Origin of the sequence: Streptomyces sp. NPDC005485, from assembly GCF_040606085.1 — a bacterium.
Lineage (GTDB): Bacteria > Actinomycetota > Actinomycetes > Streptomycetales > Streptomycetaceae > Streptomyces.
In genome coordinates, this window is the sequence record NZ_JBEXDZ010000197.1 from 1 (window position 1) to 16084 (window position 16084).

11 protein-coding genes and 4 pseudogenes are annotated in these 16084 nt (G+C 68.8%); 7 read left to right on the forward strand and 8 right to left on the reverse strand.

The annotated features are described in order from the left end of the window. Positions 1–715 (forward strand): HEAT repeat domain-containing protein (locus ABZS97_RS39065; protein WP_356146513.1); only part of this gene is annotated, 715 nt, incomplete at its 5' end. Between the two features lie 4 nt (positions 716–719). Here ABZS97_RS39065 and ABZS97_RS39070 read toward each other — a convergent pair. The 4 genes from ABZS97_RS39070 to ABZS97_RS39085 all read right to left on the reverse strand — a co-directional run bounded on the left by ABZS97_RS39070 (position 720) and on the right by ABZS97_RS39085 (position 4222). After that, positions 720–1178, reverse strand: coding sequence for an Rrf2 family transcriptional regulator (locus tag ABZS97_RS39070; protein WP_356146516.1), 459 nt, complete (start codon positions 1176–1178; stop codon positions 720–722). A gap of 48 nt (positions 1179–1226) precedes the next feature. Beyond that, positions 1227–2450, reverse strand: a complete 1224-nt coding sequence (locus tag ABZS97_RS39075) for an acyl-CoA dehydrogenase family protein (RefSeq protein ID WP_356146519.1) — start codon at positions 2448–2450, stop codon at positions 1227–1229. Between the two features lie 359 nt (positions 2451–2809). Further along, positions 2810–3205, reverse strand: coding sequence for a MerR family transcriptional regulator (locus ABZS97_RS39080; protein WP_356146522.1), 396 nt, complete (start codon positions 3203–3205; stop codon positions 2810–2812). A gap of 15 nt (positions 3206–3220) precedes the next feature. Continuing rightward, entirely contained in the window at positions 3221–4222 is a 1002-nt protein-coding gene (locus ABZS97_RS39085) for an NADP-dependent oxidoreductase (RefSeq protein WP_356146524.1), read from the reverse strand. Between the two features lie 447 nt (positions 4223–4669). Between ABZS97_RS39085 and ABZS97_RS39090 the strand changes: the two genes are divergently transcribed. Further along, positions 4670–5530 (forward strand): aminoglycoside phosphotransferase family protein, encoded by an 861-nt coding sequence (locus tag ABZS97_RS39090; RefSeq protein WP_356146543.1) that lies wholly within the window; start codon positions 4670–4672, stop codon positions 5528–5530. A gap of 386 nt (positions 5531–5916) precedes the next feature. On the opposite strand, the gene ABZS97_RS39095 is transcribed toward ABZS97_RS39090, so the two are convergent. Then, entirely contained in the window at positions 5917–7131 is a 1215-nt protein-coding gene (locus ABZS97_RS39095; RefSeq protein ID WP_356146527.1) for an erythromycin esterase family protein, read from the reverse strand. 57 nt (positions 7132–7188) lie between these two features. Between ABZS97_RS39095 and ABZS97_RS39100 the strand changes: the two are divergent. Continuing rightward, positions 7189–7907 (forward strand): annotated as a pseudogene (locus tag ABZS97_RS39100) (IS982 family transposase); the annotation flags it as partial. A gap of 113 nt (positions 7908–8020) precedes the next feature. Here the strand turns inward: ABZS97_RS39100 and ABZS97_RS39105 are convergent. After that, a pseudogene (locus ABZS97_RS39105) lies at positions 8021–8253 on the reverse strand (transposase); the annotation flags it as partial. A gap of 488 nt (positions 8254–8741) precedes the next feature. On the opposite strand from ABZS97_RS39105, the gene ABZS97_RS39110 reads away from it, so the two are divergent. From ABZS97_RS39110 to ABZS97_RS39120, 3 genes and pseudogenes are all read left to right on the forward strand, one after another. Continuing rightward, positions 8742–9014, forward strand: coding sequence for a hypothetical protein (locus tag ABZS97_RS39110; RefSeq protein WP_356146530.1), 273 nt, complete (start codon positions 8742–8744; stop codon positions 9012–9014). A gap of 419 nt (positions 9015–9433) precedes the next feature. Beyond that, on the forward strand, positions 9434–11890 hold the full coding sequence (locus ABZS97_RS39115) for a cutinase family protein (protein ID WP_356146533.1): 2457 nt from the start codon (positions 9434–9436) through the stop codon (positions 11888–11890). A gap of 342 nt (positions 11891–12232) precedes the next feature. Next, positions 12233–13492, forward strand: a pseudogene (locus tag ABZS97_RS39120) (IS701 family transposase). A 134-nt stretch (positions 13493–13626) separates the two neighbouring features. Here ABZS97_RS39120 and ABZS97_RS39125 read toward each other — a convergent pair. Next, positions 13627–14946: pseudogene (locus ABZS97_RS39125) on the reverse strand (ATP-binding cassette domain-containing protein); the annotation flags it as partial. A 104-nt stretch (positions 14947–15050) separates the two neighbouring features. Beyond that, on the reverse strand, positions 15051–15479 hold the full coding sequence (gene tnpA, locus ABZS97_RS39130; protein ID WP_356146536.1) for an IS200/IS605 family transposase: 429 nt from the start codon (positions 15477–15479) through the stop codon (positions 15051–15053). A gap of 50 nt (positions 15480–15529) precedes the next feature. Between tnpA and ABZS97_RS39135 the strand changes: the two genes are divergently transcribed. Further along, positions 15530–16084: transposase (locus ABZS97_RS39135; RefSeq protein WP_356146539.1), on the forward strand; the 555-nt coding region annotated here is incomplete at its 3' end.

Sequence of the window (16084 nt, forward strand, 5' to 3'; positions counted from 1 at the left end):
AGCGCCGCACCGCTACACGGCCGTGATGGCCGCTGACATCGAGGCACGCTGGCAGGACTTCTGGGCGCCGGAACCGGCCCTGCGCGACGGCCTCGCCGCCGCCCTGTCCGAGGCCGACCCCGCCGTCCGTGCCGCCGCACTGGACGTGCTGCGTGCCCTGCGGCTGGGTGACGCCGAGTTGTTCGCGCACTCCCTGTCGGACTCGGACATCGCCGTACGCATCGCGGCCGTGCGCGCGCTCGTGTCGGTCGACGCCGCCGCAGAGGTGGCCCGCGCGGCGGCCGTCGAACCGTCCCGCGAGGTCCGCGTCACGATCGCCAAGGCGCTGGCCACCCTGGGCACAGCATCGGACGTGGCCCGCTCTGCCCTCGCCGCACTCGTCGACGATCCCGACGCCCTGGTGCGTGGGGCCGCCTACGAGGCTCTCGGCACAACGGGCTGCCCGATAACCCTGGCCGCACGCGCCGAGACGGCCCTCACCGACCTGGCCTGGCAGGTACGGGCCGGCGCTGCCACCGCTCTGTCCGCCGCCGACTCCGAGCCGGCCGTGCCGGCCCTCGCCAAGGCCCTCACCGATGTGAACGCCGACGTCCGCAAGGCAGCCGTACTGGCCCTGACCCGGCACCGTGCCGTCGAGGATGCCCGAGTTGCCCTGGCCACCGCGACGACGGACTCGGACGCGGACGTCAGGGCCTACGCGGCGCGGGCGCTGTGACCGGTCAGGGATTCGTCCAGGCCTCGGGGTCCTCCGCGAGGCTCAGGACGTCGTCGGGCAGCTTGGCCGCGGCCACGTGGGCAAGGGTGACCTCGCCGAGGATCTTGCGGATATTGGCGCGTACGGCGATCCAGAGCGGCAGCAGCGACTCCGCGGGACCGCTGTAGGAGAGCTCGGGCGGACGCACGCCTCGCACCGAGACGAGGGGGCCGTCCGCCACGCGGATCACGTCGGCGATGGCGATCGAGTCGGCCGGACGGGCGAGCCGGTAGCCACCCTTGCCGCCGCGCTGGCTGACCACGAGACCGCCCCGGCGCAGATCGCCGAGGATGCCCTCCAGGAACTTGTGCGGGATACCCTGCGCCGCGGCGATTGCCTCGGCCTTGAGCGAGGCCTCGTCCCCTGCCGCGGCCAGCTCCAGTGCCGCCCGCACCGCATAGTCCGCCCGCGCCGAGATCCGCATGCCCCGATTATCCATCACTGCCGTGTCCACCTGTCACGGGCTGCGCCGTCAGGCAGGAAGGGTGAACGGCGGGTGTGCGCCGTTGAGGAAGTAGTCCCCGACCTCGCGCAGTCTGTGGGCGACCGGCTCGCGCAGGGTGTGTGTCCGGGCGTTGCGCCAGAAGCGGTCGAAGCCGTGCCGCGTGGAGGCAGCATCGGCGCCGATGACTTCCAGGGCGCGGGTGGTGATCTCCTGTGCGGCCCGGGAGGCGGCGGACTCGGCCACGCTGGCGAGGACGGCGATCTCCGCGCATTCCTCGTAGTCGAGATCCTCACCCTGTACAAGTCCGCGCAACAGGGCATCCACCGCCTGCTCGGCGAGGGCGGACGCGGCGCGTGCGGCGACGGCGAGCTCGCCGTACGCGGTCAGCGCGTACGGATCCTGCGGCGGGCTGTCCGGCCAGGGCTGAGGCGAGAAGGGCTGCCAGGAGGACCTCATGCCCCTTCCGCACTCGCGGACCTCGGCCAGCAGGCCCTCGGCCACGCCAAGACAGAACTGGACGGAGACCAGACGCGCGGTCGGCGCGGCCAGAGAGGAGAAGGGTGACAGGACGCCCTCGTCCGGCGAGAGAGAGCCGAGCACATTGTCGGCCGCGACCGGCACGGAGTCGAATTCCACGCCGCCCCCGGCCGCCAGCCGCTGCCCGAAGGTGTCCCCGTCGCTGCCGCTCACGACGCCCGAGCGGGCGGGGTCGACGAGGACGGCCAACGGCTCACCGGTGCCGTGCTTGGCAGCTCGGACCACCAGCCGGTCGGCGATACCGACCCCGGTGGCGTACCTCTGATAGCCGTTCAGTCGATAGCCGCCCGACGTGGGGGTAAGGATGAGCGGTGGTTCGTGTGAGGCGATCCCGCCACCCCAACACCACTGCCCCGCTGTCGAATCCCGCTCGATGCGGGCGGCTCGGGTGGGCCCGGCGAAGAACCGGGCGCTGAAGGACAGGAAGTAATGGTTGCCCAGCAGGTGGCCGATGGCCCCGTCGGCCGCGGCGACGGTACGGACAACCGCGTAGGCCGTCCGCCAGTTCGCGCCCCCTCCGCCGTGCACGGAAGGTGCCAACAGTGTCAGCAAACCCGACTCGCGCAGTCGTGCGACCTCGTCGAGCGGTGCTTTACCGGCCTGTTCGCGCTCGACCGCGTCAATGGCCAGGTCGTCCGCCATCTCGCGGGCTATGTGCAACCAGTCGACCTGCCCGGCTCCCGCGTCGGTGACCCCGTCCGCCGTCACCGTCATATCCGTACCCTCTTCATGCGACTGCGACTGTCGCTGCACCTCAGTGCTGTGGTCATGGCGTCTTCCTTCAGGGGACCGAGGGCGACGCGGGGCCCGGCGAGGCGGCGTGGGTGTGCGGCGGTGCGCGGTGACGCGTCGGCGTCATCATCCTCACTGCCCTCGTTGACCACCGTCAACAGTTCCCTAGTAATTCGATAGGAAACCTAGGGATATTGGTTGGCTCCGGCTGATTCACGCTCCCGGATGGCGAGTTCGCGACGGCTCTGCGAGTGGCGGGCGGTCGTACGAGGACCTTCGCCGGCCCGATGCGATCGGCGCCCCACGGCCGCCTACTTGCCCCTGTCCGCCTGTCGCCCAGATCAGACTCCCGTCGGCGAGTCCGGATCGCATGGCGTCCCGCCTGCGGCTGCGGCGAGGCTCTGCCGCAGGCGGGTGAGGCGTGCGATCTCCGCGTCCAGGGTTGCCAGGCGATCGGCCACCACGTCACTGAACTCGCCGGGACGCTGGGCGCAGGATGCCGACGGCTGGTCCTGGACGAGGAGATCCAGGCGGTGGGTGCGGCGGCGGAGGTCCTCCAGGGTGAGACCCAGGGCCAGAAGGCTGCGAATGACGCGGACACGGGCTATCTCGGCGGAGCCGTACTCACGTTGGCCGGACGAGGTCCGTGGCGGGGGCCGAATCAGGCCGCGGGCCTCATACAGGCGCAGAGCGCGCGGTGTGGTTCCGGCCGCAGCCGCTGCCTCGCCGATCCGCATGCCCGCCCCGCCCTTCTACAACTCCACGATGGACGCCCCGAAGGAGCGGCCGGCGATCAGCTGGGGCAACGCCCCCGGGGCGCGCTCCATTCCACGGACCGGGGTGTACGGGAAACGGATGTCGCCCGCCCGCAGCCAATCCCCGAAGCGGGCCTCCCACTCCTGCTCGACATCCGGGTGGCCCAGGCCGCTGTAGCCGGCGATCGTGACGCCCCTGGTCAGCAAACGGTAGGTGTCGAGCACAGTCGGCGCGCTCCCACCCGCTCGGTCCGGGGACAACTGACCGTCCAACGCGCCCACCAGGGCGAACCGGGCACCCCGGTTCGCCACGTGGACGGCGGCCGTCAGCTGTTCGCCGCCCACGGTGTCCAGGACGACATCGATACCTTCCGGCGCCGCCTTCGCGAGTTGCCCGTCGAGCGGGGCGGCTCCGCGCAGCACGATGGCGTCGTAGCCGAGTTCCCGCTCCAGTCGCTCGGCCTTGTCCGGTGATCCGGTGCTGCCGACCACCCGGGCGGCGCCCAGCAGCCGGGCGATCTGGCCCGCCATGGTGCCCACAGCACCGGCGGCACCGGTCACGAACACGGTGTCGCCCTCGTGGACGTCGGCCAGCCGGGTCAGCGCGCCGTACGCCGCCGAGCCCTGGGCGAGATGGTCCACCGCGTCGGGCAGATGGCCGTCCGCCGGCCTGCACTCGGTGACGGCGGGCGTCGCGTACTCCCGCCAGCCCTGGAGGTGCAGCACCAGTTGACCCTTCTTCAGCGGCCCGTCGACCACCTCGCCGATCGCAGGGCCGAACAGGGCGTCGCCCGGGTGCAGCGGCGGCAGCGGGACATCGCGTGTCTCACCTCCGATGAGGGTGCGCAAGCCCGGGAAGACGAGGAAGTGGGTGTTACGGACGAGCACCTGGCCGGCCTGAGGACGCGGGATGGGCGCATGCGCCAGGGTGAAGTCGTCCGGGGTAGGCAATCCAGCGGGGCGGCGGACCAGGCGTACAAGACGATGAGTCGCGTTCATGGCCCGGACGCTAAGCCTTGCCCCGTGGGTCAGGGGCAAGGCTCAGCGGTGAAGAAGATGCCGGCAGGTCGTGCGGACCATTCAGCTCGCCGGTGAGGAGCTCCGGGGCGACGTCGCTGGACTTGAACTCCGCGGCGAGCAGGGCGGTCAGCAGGACGAGCTGGACGTGACTCGTTGGCTGGGCGCGCCCGAGGGCGGCCAGGTCGTCCGGGCGAGACAGAACGGTGGGACTCCGGGGGGAGACCGGGGCGGGGCTAGATGATCGATTCCAAGGGGGGCTCGACGAGACGAGTGTGACTGAGCGTGCTACTTGCCCAGTTGAGCGGCAGAGTCGGCTTCGGCCACACGCCTTCCCCAGGCCCTGATGTGCCGAGCCACGGTAGTTGGCACCTGGCCACGCTGGTTGGCACCGCCCTCGCTCATCCATGCCAAGATTCGAGGGTGGAGATGACCGACGTCACGCGTGCGATCGCGGCTGCGACTTCGGTCGCCACATCGCTCGACCTGCCGGCCGACGGCGCGATCGTTCTCCACAACTCGAACAAGCTGGCACTGCGGCTGACGCCATGCGGCGTCCTTTCCCGGGTCGCCCCTGTGGGACAAGAGGTTGCACAGTTCGAAGTCGAGCTCGCTCAGCGGCTCGCCGAGGTCGGATGCCCGGTGTGTCCCTTGGAACCTCGGGTGGACCCGCGTGTGTACACGCGCGATGGCTTCGCAGTGACGCTGTGGACCTACTACGAGCCCGTGACACCTCACACCTCACCAGTCGCCTACGCCAAGGCGCTGGAGCAGCTGCACGCCAGCATGCGCAAGGTCGATGTGCCGAGCCCGAGGTTCATGGACCGGATCACGGAGGCGGAAGAAGTTGTCGCCGACCCGGATCGCTCACCGGAGCTCGCCGACGCAGACCGCGTTTCCCTCAGCGGCAGGCTGGCAACCCTGCGACGAGCGATCGACGACCGCGGCGCCGTGGAGCAGCTGCTCCACGGCGAGCCGCATCCAGGCAATGTGCTCAGCACGACGAATGGCCCGTTGTTCATCGACCTTGAGACGTGCTGCCGAGGACCCGTCGAGTTCGACCTCGCCCATGTTCCCGAGGCGGTCTGCGAGCACTACCCGAACGTCGACCAAGGGCTGCTGGACGAGTGCCGACAGCTTGTCCTCGCGATGGTCGCCGCGTGGCGTTGGGAGCTTGGCGACCAGTTTCCGAACGGGAGGCGATTCGGAGAAGAATTCCTGCGCGCACTGCACGACGGTCCTCCTTGGCCGACACTCGACACGATGAACAAGCGACTGGGCGGCCTGTAGAAATCTCCGAAGGTCACGTGAAAGCGGCAAGGAACCAAGCGACGAGACTGTCGCCGTTGCAACCCCATGCGCGCCGGCCTCGCTGCCGCGCTGAACCCTGTCGCCGGTGCCAACAAACGTGGCAACTCATTACAGATGCCAAGAATCCTGGCCAGACAGTGCCAACTATCGTGGCCCGGCACACCTGACCGTTGATCTCGCGGGTCAGGCATCTGGGCAATGGGGACGGCCGGCCTGATGGACGTGTTCGGGCACGCCGACAAAGAGGGGTGAGGCACGGAACCTGCACGTGCGGTTCCATGCTTTCTGCCGACCTCGGCGAGCCGACCGCCCGCATCACACGCGACCCGATCACTCGTCTCGGGCGTCAGGTGGGTGGGAGCCGCTCACGGCAACCATCGCACCGGGGACGTCTGGCGGATGTGGATGAGCACATCGAATGCGTCGGCAAGGCGAGCGACGGCGATGTGTTCGGCAGCATCACGGGATGGGTCGTAGACCCCGCTGATGACGCGGGCCTTTGCGGGACCGTCCCATCGGCGGCGTACGCCGCCGAGGCGCAGGTCCAGCCAGTGGGCGGCCAGATCCGTCTCGCCCAGCATCGCGTCGATCAGATCTCCGGCCGGCTCCAGGACGGCGACGATACCGAGGTCTCCGTGGTGAAAGCCGATGGCCACGGAGACATACCGGGTGCCGTATCGATCGCGCAGCAGGCTGCCGACGCTCGGTTGCGGACCGCGCTCGGGCGCCAGCCCCATGGCCACCGCGGACGCCGAGGTGTGAGCGATCCCGTCCCAGTAGACCACGCGCAGGCCCGTCCGACGCTGGTAGTCACTGATGGCATCGGCCCAAACGGCAGCGTCGCTGGCGTAGTTGCCGCGCCCAGCGACACTGCGTTCATGGAAGTGCACGATCAGACGCATGCGCGCCAGGATGCCGTCGGCATAGTCGACACCGGGCAACGATCGGATGAGCGCGAGCGCATCGCGGGCATGGTCGACGAACGGGCGCCCCGGGTGCATCCCCCGAGCGCGCTGCACGTGCTCGTCGGTGTGGTGAGCGGTGCGGATCGGCACCAGGTGGAACGCCACCTCCGCCCACCGTTCCGGGAACGATTCACGTACGTGATTCAGGACGGCGTCGTAGTCCCCGGGCTGCGCCTGTACGGGTTTCACACCGAAGATCCGGATGGGGTCGTGGGGGTGGTCCTGGTTGAACGCCCGTATCCACTCCAACGTCGCAGCCATCTCGGCGGTGCGCCAGGGGCGCCAGGCGGTGTCGAGGGCGGATTCGGCCGAACCCTCGCCGGCGTGCACGTAACTGTCGAGGTCGGCGGCGACGCCGGCGCTGTCCTGGATGGCCAGTGCCCGGAACCCGTGGTGCTGGACGAGCCGACGGAAGAGTTGTTCTCGTACCCCGAAGGTCTCCCGGGAGAATCGACTGGACTCCCCGATACCGATGACCGTTGCAGCGGCGGCAATCCTCTCGGCAAGCTCATCAAGCGTGGCGCCGGATAGCGGGACGGCATTGGTTTGCCGAGGATCGGACGACCCCATACCTGAGGGAAGGGAGCCCTGCGGAGCGGTGGTGTCATTCTTCATGCCCCCAGGCTCTTACCTGAACTGCAGTTGAGGTCAAGGAGCCCGGTCAACTGACCTGCCCGGGCCCACCTTCGGCACCTCTTCCCGTATCTGCCCCAGCAGCCCGGCTACAACAAGCGGCTACGCAAGGCCGCCGAGCTGCTCCGCCACGTCACTCGGATCCTGGCCACCAGCACCTCGGTGTCGAGCGACGACGTATGGATCGTGGACTCCACGCCCATAGAATGCGGCCGCTCGCGGGAGACCGTAAAACGCTCCGACCTGGCCGGATGGCCCCAGTACGGCTACTGCGCCAGTCACAGCCGCTTCTTCTGGGGCCTGCGGCTGCACCTGGTGTGCACCCATCAGGGCCTACCCGTCGCCTTCGCCCTGACCGGGGCCAAGGCCGACGAGCGCGAGACCCTGCTGGACCTGTTCGCGGCCGAACCGCACCTCCTCGCCTCCCGGCCCGGCCAGACACTGATCGGGTACAAGAACTACTTCGGACACGACTTCGAAGGCGAACTGGCCGAATACGACATCCAGTTGCTCCGGCCGACCCGCAAGGGCGAACAACAGCGACCCGGTGGATCCTGTTCAAGCCGTTGCGGCAGGTCATCGAGTCGGTCAACGAAACCTTCAAGGGACAACTCGACCTCGAACAGCACCGAGGCCGCACGCCCAACGGCGTGATCGCCCGTGTCATGCAGCGCATCCTCGCGCTGACCGCCGCGGTCTGGCACAACGACCACACCGGCTCGCCCGTCCTTCGCTCTCTGACCGCCTACGACCACTAACCACAGACCCCTTGGAATTAATCATCTAGTAGGACTCCGTTAGGTCTGTCTCGATGTTGGGGGTCGGCGGGGTAGGGACTGATGGCAGGTGGTGCAAATACCGGTCCAGCAGTTCAGCAGGTCCTGGAGGGCGTTGAGGATCTGGTAGAGGGGTGGCTGGCGTGTCGGCTTTTGGGTGCAGTCGTTGCTCGGTCAGGAAGGCGTGGGCAGCGGTGGCCAGGGTGGCGTGGTGGTGCCAGCCGTTCCAGGAGCGGCCCTCGAAGTGGTCCAGGCCCAGGCCGTGTTTGAGTTCCCGGTAGTCGTGCTCGATGCGCCAGCGGATCTTCGCCAGGCGGACCAGTTCGGCCGACGGGAGAAAACGGCGCCTTGGAACCGGAGCCGTTCGTGCAGTGCCGCAGCGTACGGGCCAACTCCCTGATCCGCAGCAGGTTCCGCGAGGGCCGCGCCAGGCAGTCGTCGGCCTGGCCCACCACGAGTTCGGCGAACAGACGCCGGCAGTGTCCTCGGGCAGCCTGACCGCGACCGCGCGGGCGGCTCCGGCGAGCAGCAGCCCGACCTGTTCGCAGTCGTCGGGCCGCCGCCGATCCGGTGGGCGGCCTCTCGCCTGGCAGGTGTTCTTCGCTCCTGCGCTTTGAGCGGCTGGGGCCTGGCCTTGACGCCGCTATGCGGTCAGCTGAGACCGGCGCGGCGCTGGGGTTCTCGCGTGCGGTCCACCGGACGCTGGCGTGCCGCACGCAAAGACACAACTCCCATGCAACCCGGCCGCTGCGGCGTGCGTATGCATCAGTGACCGCTTCAAGCGGGACCGGATTCCCGCACATACAGGAGGAGACAGTGCGCAAAGCCGTAATCGGCTTGTTCGTCACCGCATGCGTCCCACCCGGGACCGAGCCCGAAACGCCCGAGGCGAACACCGTCTACCAGGCCATCGTGAAAGCCTTCAACCAGCACCCCGACCAGGCATTCAGAGCCCGTGAGCTGCACGAACTCCTCGGGATGCCCACCGGCGAGGCGACCGTCAACATCACCCGCAGCCGCCTCGGACGCCTCACCCGCCAAGGCTTCCTCACCCAGCCCGGACGAGGCCGCTACCAGAAACGGACTTAACGCCCTCTCAGGCGTGTACGTCCGTTGCTTGGACCCCATGAACCCCAACTTCCCCTGCAACCACAGGCTCCACATTACGAGGGGAGGGACGATATGGACATCCCCACGAAGAAGAGCCCTTCCACCGTCCAACCTGCCGCCGTAACGGGCGCGTTATCGATCACCAGACGTCATGTGCCCCCGGTTCGATCACCTCCCTGTGAAATCGACGGGCCGGAACTTGATCAGCTGGCGGCCATACCCAGGAAACGGTGCTCCACAACCGGTCAGAGACGGTCGAAGCGACACCGGTTTCCTGCCACCCCCACCCTGTCCGCGCCACCTCCACAACGAAGGATCGCGCCATGCCCACACGCAAGCCTGAACAACCAAACCAACTGGATCGACGGGCTGCCCCTGTGCTGACAGTGAGACCTGACATGACACGTTCCAGATCGGCCACCCGCGGCATCCTGGTGACCCTGCTGACCGCTGTGGCGCTGCTGACCGGCCTGCTCAGCCCCCTCGTCCCGGCCGCGCGGGCGGACGACCCGGTGTGTACAAAGGTCACCATCATCGGCGTGCGCGGGTCCGGTGAGGGCTACGAGGGCCCGTACGGGATGGGCAACACCGCGGGGCCCGCTGCACAGGCCGCCGCCGACCTCCTGGTGTCCCACTACGGGCACGCCCGCTCCGACATCTCGACCACCTCCCTGTTCTACCCCGCCGCCGAAGCGACGGACATCCTCAACTGGTGGGACTCGGCCCGCACCGGCGCGGAAGCGCTGGACACCTTGGTGACGGACACCTACCGACGCTGCCCGTCGACGCGGATCGGCCTGGTCGGCTACTCACAGGGTGCCGGCGTCATCAACATGGGGATGCACCTGATCTCCGAGCGTCACGGTCACGTTGCCCAGGCCGTCCGAGGTGCCCTGCTCATCGCCGACCCGTTCCGTGACGGACGCCAGTCCTACGCGCAGAACATCACCGCCGCTGGTGGCATGCGGAGTGGCAACGGACTGCGAGGCATGCTGCGCCGACAGGCGGTGCCGGTCAGCTTCCAGGGCGTCACCCGCGACATCTGCCGTGACGGCGACGGAGTGTGCAGCACGATCTTCGAGGAGACAGTGCAGTCCGCTATACAAGCCGCGCTCTCCTCGGCCACCCACACCAGCTACATGAACTGCTGCAGCGGCTTCAACGTCCTGCGCGAGTACGGCCAACAACTCGGCTGGCGCCTGGCCCAGAACCCTGACGGCGGCGGTGGCACTCCGCCCGTGCCGCCCACTCCCGCCTGGAACCCCGGCAAGGACTGCGGTGTCAGCGTCACCGCCCCGACCCAGGCCGCCGGATACGCAGTGCAGGCCGCATGCTCGCAGGTCGCGGCCGGCACCTGGTACTCGTGGGGCGGAGGACACGGGCCGACGCCTGGCGCGAGCTACGGCTTCGTCGACGTCTCCGACCCCGAACGCAGCAAGAACGACCCGTACCGCAAGGGCTTCGACTGCTCGGGGCTGGTGCGCTGGGCCTGGTCCGAGGCGGTCGGCCACGACATGATCGGACAGCGCACCGCCGCCCAGGAGTTCGCACTGCCCGCCGCGGCGCGCTTCACCGCGGCCGACGGCACCGCGCCCCTCAAACCGGGCGACCTTGTGTTCTGGGGGTCCCCCATCCACCATGTGGCGATGTACCTGGGCAACGGCAAGGTCGTCGAGGCTCGCGAATCCGACACCAAGATCATGGTCGCGGACTTCACCAGCCACCAGAACTATGCCGGCGCAATCCGTCTCTCGGGTGACGCGGCGGCACCGGGTAGCGGCGGCCCCAACAGCACCTGGGGCACGGACGTAAACGTCCGTTCCGCTCCCGCGCTGAGCGGTTCGATCGTCACGACATTCGCCGGCCCGACAGCAATCACGATCAAGTGCCAGAAGCACGGCGAGTCCGTGACCGCCGAGGGCTACACCAACGACGCCTGGTCGTTCCTGCCTGACTACGGCGGCTGGGTCAACAACATCTTCGTTCAGGGCAAGGCCTGGCTCGACGGAATCCCGGCGTGCGACGGCGACCCCGGCGGTGGCTCAGGACGCCACAGTACCTGGGGCACAGGCGTCAACGTCCGCCCGCTGCCGTCCCGCGGCGGCACCCCGGTGGCGACCTTCACCGCACCGATGTCCATTGCGATCCAGTGCCAGAAGCGGGCCGAGACCGTGACCGCCGAAGGCATCACCAACGACGCGTGGTCCTACCTGCCGGACTATCAGGGCTGGGTCAGCAACATCTACATCCAGGGCCCGGCCTGGCTCGACGGCGTCCCGGCCTGCGACGGCAACACAGGCGGCGGCTCGGGCCAGTTCAGCACCTGGGGCACGGGGGTGAACACCCGTCAGCGGCCCAGCGTCTCGGCCCCGCCGGGTCCTGTGTTCTCCGGCCCGACGCGGGTCACCATCTCCTGCCAGAAGCACGCGGAATCGGTGACCGCCGAAGGCATCACCAACGACGCGTGGTCCTACCTGCCGGACCACCAGGCGTGGATCAGCAACATCTTCCTCCAGGGACCGGCCTGGCTGGACGGGGTCCCCACGTGCGGCAGCAGCGGGACACCGGTCGGCAACACCGGCCACCGGATGTGGGCCTCGGACGTCAAGGTCCGCAAGGACTCCTCCACCGCTACCGATGTCGTGCACACCTTCACCGCTCCGACCGACGTGCGGGTGACATGCCAGGCCCAGGGACAGTCGGTCACAGCCGAGGGCATCACCAACAGCGCCTGGTCCTACCTTCCGGACTACGGCGGCTGGATCAGCAACATCTTCCTCCAGGGACCGGCCTGGCTCGACGGCGTCCCGGCCTGCGGGACCACGCGACCGGGGAACCCGCCGAACATGACGTGACGGCTCTCCCACACTGATCGCCGGTGGGAAACCTGACACAGCCTCTGTCTCACGCAGTGCCGCGTGAGACAGGGGCCGCCGCCTCGTCGTGCCGCCAGTTCGCCAACGGCTCGTTTCCGCGTGGCCCCTTCAAGGGCGGCGGGCCGCCGGTGCGAGGTCAGCCGGCCACCGGCGTGACGTAACCACCGACCCTTTGGCCAGAGTCGAGCTTGGTGCCGACCTTGCAGGAGTCCCACGTATGTCTGCTTACGCTGCCGGGGCGGTTGCCCTGGTTACCGCCCACCACCTAGTAGGACTCCGTTAGGTCTGACTCGCGGTCCTGTTTCAGGGCATGTTGGGGGTGTGGACGCACATGAAGTGAACTGTGCTCGGGCGAAGTTGGCGTTATTCGTAGCGGATGTATTCGCGTCGGTGCCGCGCAAGGATCAGCGGGCGAAGGGCGACTGCTACCTGCGGGGGCTGATGCTGGACGGGCGGCGCAAGTCGATTCAGCCGATGGCGGAGCGGCTGCCGGACGGCAATGAGCAGAACCTGCAGCAGTTCGTGAACCAGTCCACCTGGGATCCGGTGCCGGTGCGGCGGCGGATCGCGGAGCGGATGGTGCCGAGAATCGGCCCGGATGCCTGGGCGGTCGATGACGTGTCCTTTCCCAAGGACGGGAAGATGTCGGTGGCGGTCGCGCACCAGTACTGCGGCGCGCTGGGCAAGCGGCGAACTGCCAGGTCGCGGTGAGTGTGCACGCGGTCTCCGACACGGCGTCCTGTCCGCTGCAGTGGCGGCTGTTCGTGCCCGAGGAGTGGGCGGACGACGCGGTGCGGCGGCAGAAGACCGGGATGCCGCCGGAGGTCGGGCACCGGGAGAAGTGGCGCGTGGCCTTGGACACCCTCGACGAGCTGGCTGGGTGGGATCTGGTGCCGCCGGTGCTGGTGGCAGACGCCGGCTACGGGCAGAACGCCGACTTCCGCGACGGCCTGAGCGAGCGGGGTATCGGCTATGTCGTGGCGGTCCGCTCGGACGTGACGGTCCACCCGCACGACGTGCGGTCCACCGCCCCGGCTTGGTCCGGAAACGGCCGCAGGCCGCAGCCCCGCTACCGCGACAAGCCGTCCTCGGTGGCCGCGCTGGCAGTCGGCCGTGGGCGGCAGGCGTTCACCGAAGTGACCTGGCGTGAAGGCTCCCGCGGGCCGATGCGCTCGGGCTTTGTGGCGCTGCGGGTGCGGCCGGCCGGGGTCCGGGCGCGCCGCCACTGCCGAGCACGGCCACTGGGACGGCGTCCTGCCCGAGGTGACGCTACTGGCCGAATGGCCCGCCGGCGCCGAAGCACCCACCGGCTACTGGCTGTCCAACCTGCCAGCCGACACCCCGATCGCCGAACTGGTCCGCCTGGCCAAAATCCGCTGGCGCATCGAGCACGACTACCGGGAACTCAAGCACAGCCTCGGCCTGGACCACTTCGAAGGACGCTCCTGGAACGGCTGGCATCACCACGTCACCCTGGTCACCGCTGCCCACGCGTTCCTCACCGAACAGCGCCTGGCCCCAAAAGCCGATACAGCGGACTCACCCTCTACCAGATCCTCGATGCCATCCAGGACCTGCTGAACTGCTGGACCGGCACCTGCACCACCTGCCACCGCCCCTGCCCGGCACATCCACCACCACCCTGAGCCCAAGAGCCAGAAGAACTTAACGGAGTCCTACTAGGGCCGTTCGCGGCGGAGGAGGACCCGACAGGGTCAGCGCCTGCGGCCGTCACGCAACTCCAGCTGTTCCCCTTCGAAGCGCGTGCGGAAACCGCGGTCGTGCGAGACCGCGACCACCGCCCCCGGGTATGCCGCGAGCGCGGCCTGAAGATCCTCGGCCAGGTCGAGCGCGATGTGGTTGGTCGGCTCGTCGAGGACGAGGAGGTCCGCGAGCCGAGTCACCAGCGTCGCTATCTGCAACCGTCGTTGCTTTCCTGCGGACAGGTCGGCAACCGGAACATGCAGGTCCTCCTCACGGAACAGGCCCAGGGCCAAGAGCTGTTCGGCGTACTCGTCCGGCAGTCCGGGCCGCCCGGCAGCGAACGCTGCGAGCAGGGGGAGCCGCGTGGAGTGCGCGGGCAGCTCCTGCGCGAGGTAGCCGATCCGGGCGGGGCGGCGGACCGTGCCCGCGTCCGGCTCCAGGTCGCCGGCCAGGACACGCAGCAACGTCGTCTTGCCCGCGCCGTTCTCGCCCGCGACCAGCAGCCGTTGTCCGGGAGCGATCGTCAGGAGGCCGTCCAGACACAGGCGTTCACCGACCCGTACGTCGACGAAATCGGCGAGGGGACCCTGTGCCTGGTCGCCGTCCGCCGCCGACAGCGCCGTCATGAAACGGAGCGGTGCCGGAGGCTCTGCCACCGGGTTGCGCCGCAGCTGGGCCAGCCGCTCTCGGACGGAGCGCACCTGCCCGCCGAGCTTCGCCTCGCTGGACCGGCGGTGCTTGCCGAAACCCTGCTTCGGGTCGCGGCCGGTGACGGCAAGCCGCCTCCCCACGGCGTCGAGCAGTTCCTCCATGTGGGCCACCTCGCCGACCCAGTCCGCGTACCGCTGCTCCGCTCCGCGCCGCGCGGCGGCTTTCGCGGCGCGGTAGCCGGACCAGCCGTCGCCGTACCGGCGCACGGTGCGTTCATCCCTATCGACCTCAAGGATCGTGGTGACGATGCGCTCCAGGAAGCCGTGGTCGTGGGTGACCGCGACGACGGTGCCGCGGTGTGCGCGCAGGTGCTCCTCCAGCCAGTGCACGGCCGCCGCGTCGAGGTGGTTCGTCGGTTCGTCCAGGAGCAGCAGTTCGGGCGCGGCAGCCAGGACGCAGGCGAGCGCGAGGCGGGACTGCTCACCACCGGACAGCGAGCCGAGCGGTCGGTAACGAGTGATCCGGGTGAGCCCCAGTCCGTGCATCGCGGCGTCCACCCGGGCGTCCGCCTCGTATCCGCCGCGTTCCTCGTAGGCGGTCAACAGCTCACCGTACGCGGCGAGTTCCTCGTCCGACGCGTCCGCGAGGGACTCCTCTGCCGCACGGAGCCTTCGCTCCATCCCTTGTTCTTCGCAGGGGATCCGGGCCTTCAGGCCGGGCGGGAATGCGATCCTGGGCCCGGAGGCGCGAAGCGCTGGAGATCTCTGCGTTTTCGGGGTGAGGGTCAGGTGGGGCGGGTCTGGTTCTCGATGTATTCCTTGACGATGCTCAGTGGTGCGCCGCCGCAGGATCCCGCGAAGTAGGACGGCGACCAGAACACCGATCCCGTGCCGATCTGGTTGATCCGGCTGGTGTACTCCGCCCGCAGATACCGGGAGCTGACGCCCTTGAGGGAGTTGACGAGCTTGGACAGGGCGATTTTCGGCGGGTAGTGCACGAGGAGGTGGACGTGATCGCCTTCACCGTTGAACTCCCGCAGCTCGACGTCGAAGCTCTCACATACCTCCCGCATGATCGCCTCGCAGCGCGTCAGCATGTCGTCGTTGAAGACCTCCCGCCGGTATTTCGTGACGAACACCAAGTGTGCGTGGAGGTTGAAAATTACATGGTTTCCGCGTCTGATGTCGGGATCTGGTTCCCAGCGCGGTGACATGCGCCAAGTGTATGAGGATCGAGGGGAGTTGACCGGAGGGGGTGGGCTGGATGATCCGTGCGTACAAGTTCCTGCTGCGGCCCACCGTCCGCCAGGCCCAGGCGTTGTCCGAGATGCTGCGGGATCACTGCTCCCTCTACAACGGGGCCCTGCAGGAACGCCGCGACGCCTGGCGGCACGTCTCGAAGACCAGCGTCACCTACGGCGGCCAGTCGGCGCAGCTCAAGGACATCCGGGCGTTCGACCCCGAGCGTCAGGGCCGCTGGTCGTTCAGTTCGCAACAGGCCACCTTGCGCCGTCTCGACAAGGCGTTCGCGGCGTTCTTCCGCCGGGTCACATCCGGTGACACGCCGGGCTATCCGCGCTTTCGCGGGGTGAGCTGGTTCGACACGGTGGACTTCCCCAGGGACGGGGACGGCTGCCGGTGGAACTCCACCCCGCACGACCCGGTCGCCCGCGTCCGTTTCCAGGGCGTCGGGCATGTGAGGGTCAACCAGCACCGCCCGGTGGCCGGCCGGGTCAAGACCGTGTCGGTCAAGCGCGAGGGCCGAAAGTGGTTCGTCGTGCTGAGCGTTGAGCAGGACCGGCCGAAGCCGCTGCCCGCG

What these genes read in the sequence shown, in the direction of transcription:
- ABZS97_RS39085 (WP_356146524.1), bottom strand. Translation starts at nt 4,222, where the DNA reads ATGAACGCGACTCATCGTCTTGTACGCCTGGTCCGCCGCCCCGCTGGA.
- ABZS97_RS39090 (WP_356146543.1), top strand. Translation starts at nt 4,670, where the DNA reads ATGACCGACGTCACGCGTGCGATCGCGGCTGCGACTTCGGTCGCCACA.
- ABZS97_RS39095 (WP_356146527.1), bottom strand. Translation starts at nt 7,131, where the DNA reads ATGAAGAATGACACCACCGCTCCGCAGGGCTCCCTTCCCTCAGGTATG.
- ABZS97_RS39075 (WP_356146519.1), bottom strand. Translation starts at nt 2,450, where the DNA reads ATGACGGTGACGGCGGACGGGGTCACCGACGCGGGAGCCGGGCAGGTC.
- ABZS97_RS39080 (WP_356146522.1), bottom strand. Translation starts at nt 3,205, where the DNA reads ATGCGGATCGGCGAGGCAGCGGCTGCGGCCGGAACCACACCGCGCGCT.
- ABZS97_RS39070 (WP_356146516.1), bottom strand. Translation starts at nt 1,178, where the DNA reads ATGCGGATCTCGGCGCGGGCGGACTATGCGGTGCGGGCGGCACTGGAG.
- tnpA (WP_356146536.1), bottom strand. Translation starts at nt 15,479, where the DNA reads ATGTCACCGCGCTGGGAACCAGATCCCGACATCAGACGCGGAAACCAT.
- ABZS97_RS39115 (WP_356146533.1), top strand. Translation starts at nt 9,434, where the DNA reads ATGACACGTTCCAGATCGGCCACCCGCGGCATCCTGGTGACCCTGCTG.